Annotated in this window: 3 protein-coding genes; 2 read left to right on the top strand and 1 reads right to left on the bottom strand. The window is 55.0% G+C overall.

The window, feature by feature from the left end; genetic code table 11:
• The first annotated feature begins 271 nt into the window (after nt 1-271).
• Nucleotides 272-781 (top strand): hypothetical protein, encoded by a 510-nt coding sequence (locus H3S97_RS08300; protein ID WP_197071201.1) that lies wholly within the window; start codon nt 272-274, stop codon nt 779-781.
• Nucleotides 782-803: 22 nt separating this feature from the next.
• The gene (locus H3S97_RS08295) at nt 804-1,250 is read left to right on the top strand and encodes a hypothetical protein (protein WP_015022033.1); all 447 of its coding nucleotides are present in this window, start codon (nt 804-806) and stop codon (nt 1,248-1,250) included.
• A gap of 135 nt (nt 1,251-1,385) precedes the next feature.
• Here the strand turns inward: H3S97_RS08295 and H3S97_RS08290 are convergent, their stop codons facing one another.
• The gene (locus tag H3S97_RS08290; protein WP_015022034.1) at nt 1,386-1,946 is read right to left on the bottom strand and encodes a hypothetical protein; all 561 of its coding nucleotides are present in this window, start codon (nt 1,944-1,946) and stop codon (nt 1,386-1,388) included.
• Nucleotides 1,947-2,669: the final 723 nt, after the last annotated feature.

Genomic DNA, 2,669 nt, shown 5'->3' with positions numbered 1-2,669 from the left:
CCCGACCTATTAACAACCACCCAACACGCTTACAGCCACAAGGCCAAACCCCCAACATAAACAACGCGTTTAGTTCCTATAGCCCTATGATGGTGTAACGGTGGTGCTACTGTCACCGTTGATGTAATAACTCAAGAATGATAGTTAGGCCTATCTATCAGTGCAGTATTCCAGTTTTAGCTGGGTTGTCAGAGGTGCCATGGCTGACACCGCTGACTTCGTTATTGGTTATCAAGGATGAATTGACTCAACAAACGGAAAGGGGCTTATGATGAAAGCTCTGAACACTATCAAAAGTAGGTTGCTCGCCAGCGTTGCTGTTCCACTTGCGCTGTCTATGGGAGTCGCCATGGTTCCCAGTCAGGCGATGGCTGCAGAGCCTGTGGATACCGCTTCGACATCTATCGTGAGTCAAGTCACCGATTCGCTGACTCCGAGGGATGTGCTGGAGATAGCGGATACCGCATGGGAAAACGGTGATTATGAAGGTGCTGGCATCCTGACCGAGTATGCATTCTCGATGCATGATGGCACTGCCGGTAATGGCTTCCAATCGAGGAATTGGGCTACGACGATCGCCAAGAAAGCTGTCATTAAGCTTCTGCGCTGGGGAGGTTCCAAGCTTCCTGCCAAGATTGCTCCGTGGGCCGGTCGGATTGCAGACTTCCTGGAAGCCACCGGCGTCTGGACTCATGCCGCTATCGTCTCAGGTTTGATGCAGCTGGGCATCCCTTACGATATTGCTGAATACACGGCGACATGGGTTGATTTGTTCCTCTGATTCATGGAGAGAGGGGTGAGCGATGAGTGACCGTGGACGATCAGACCATGTAACGGTTTCGGATGCGATTACCGGTGTTGGTTTTTTCGGAACTGTGTTGTTGGGTTTTGTCTTTCCTTTTGCGGTCGGCATTGGTGTCACTTATCGCTTGCTCCCTTTCGGTGGCGTTCGTTCCTGGGTGCATGGGTGGCGTGGGGTTTTGGGTACCATCGTTATCTTTCTGTTGTGGTTCTTTGGTACCTACATAACTGATGCGTTGGTGGATGTGTTGTTTAGCATGAGCAGTCACAAGGTCTTGAAGAAGCTTGTTAGCGAAGTTGTGAGTTTTGTGTTTCTCATGGGGTTGATGGCCTTGGCCTTCAGCAGGTGGGAAGCCATGGCGCTCTCATCTTTGATAACTGAGGTTCTCACCATTCTCATCTCCCTACTCGTCATTCATGCCGTTGATGCTGCAGACAAGCATGATTAATCTAAACAACGATCATTCCTAGGGAATGAAGCGGATTCGAGTGCCCCTTTTATGGGGCGGGAGAAACGCATCGGACGCGGAGAGGTCTCCTCCTTGGTTTGGGAGGAGACCTCTTCGGTTTGGTTGTGTGTGGTGTTAGTCGTCGGTGGGGTTGATGTTCTTACTGAGGGCCAGGGCGATGAGCGCTGCGAGGTTGTTGGTTCGGTCGAGGGTGAGGGCTTGGACCATGTATGAGCTGGCTTGGTCGGGGTCGCGGGCGGCCCAGGCCAGGTAGGCTCTGGAGGCGCTGAGGTGTGGGGTGGGGCCGACGGCGGCGGTGAGCTGGTCGAAGAGGTTGTAGGCTCTGTCGGCGCGTTCCTGGTTGACGGGGGTCCGGCCTTCGAAGCAGGTGGTGAGGCTGGTGAAGATGAGTTTGACGGCGGCGGGGTCGTGGGGTTGTTCGGTGATGGTGGTCAGGTCGTCTCGGGTGGTGTCGGGGTTGATGGCGGCGACCAGGAGCGCGTCGCGGTGCGGCAGTGAGGTTTCTATCAGCGCGGCCATGCGGGTGAGCCGGTCGTGTCCTATGGCTTCGGGCTGGTGGGTGCCGTCGAGTATGCGCATGATGCTGTCGAGGGCCTGTCGGCCTGCGGTGAGCATGAGTTGGGGGTCCTGGCTCAGTTGCTTGACGTCGTCCTGGAGGCTGGTTGTGGTGTTCATGGGTGTTCCTTTCCTTGGTGCCGGGACTGTTTGTGCCGACGCCTGGAATGGCGGCCCGGGTATAGCGGAGAGTCAAGCCCCCGCGTGGATCCGAACACTCCCCCGGAGGCCGAGGGGGCATGCTGTTCGGCCCCCTCGGCCGGAGCGGGGTGTGGGCGGAGACGCTCGGGGCTTGAGTCGCAGCGGCCCGGGCCAGAATGGAAGGGGGCGGCACAAACACCACATTCCCAACCCCTTCAGCAGCACGCCGCAGGCGTGCGACAGCGGCGGCCAGACATCAAGGCGCAGCCGCCGATGACCACAACCCCGGCCGAGCCGACCAGTTTTATGTTTGCCGATTGAAGGGTGATCTGCAGTAGCTCATGATAGAAGAAAGACCATCCGATAAGAAATGTGTTTATATTGTGAAGCTTTATCTTGATGAAGCTTTCTAACTGATATCCCGAGTATATTAAAGCTTGTTAGAAGCCGCCACTGCCTCTATCATATTTATATGATATGCACACTAGGGCGGCACTTTTTTATCTAAAGGGGTGTAACTGAGATGGACACCGCTCGTATTCCTTACCCTTCGCATCCTTATCAGAGCTCAGCCAATCTAGCCTCTATGCTGATACAGAACGGTCTCTCCGGCATCAGGGCCTATAGGAACTAAACGCGTTGTTTTAGGTTCTGTGTGTGGGTTTGGTTGTGTGTTGGTCAGAGTGTGGTGTTGGGGTATCT

The organism is Bifidobacterium choladohabitans, assembly GCF_016102005.1.
GTDB lineage: Bacteria > Actinomycetota > Actinomycetes > Actinomycetales > Bifidobacteriaceae > Bombiscardovia > Bombiscardovia choladohabitans.
This window is presented reverse-complemented; position numbering and strand designations above follow the sequence as displayed.